Here is a 271-nt window from a genome sequence, read left to right as displayed (position 1 = left end):
CGCTCCTACCGACGAAGGTTGCAAAGGCCTGCCCTGATCCGGTCCCCTGATCCTTGGATCGCAGGCCGGGCGGTGGCCCCCGTCCGTGACACCCGTGGCCCCGGCGCCTTGCGCCCACCGCCCCGCTCTCCTAGACCCCCGGACGAATCCCCCAAGCCCAGACCGTCCATGCCGAGCGCCGCCCCCACCCCGAAGAAGTCCTTCCAAGGGATCATCCTGGCCCTGCAGGAATACTGGGCGCCCAAGGGCTGCGTGATCCTCCAGCCCTACG

Source organism: Candidatus Kosakonia sp. 282A-S69, assembly GCF_029433855.1.
Lineage (GTDB): Bacteria > Pseudomonadota > Gammaproteobacteria > Enterobacterales > Enterobacteriaceae > Kosakonia > Kosakonia cowanii_A.
Note: the sequence above shows the minus strand (reverse complement) of the source record.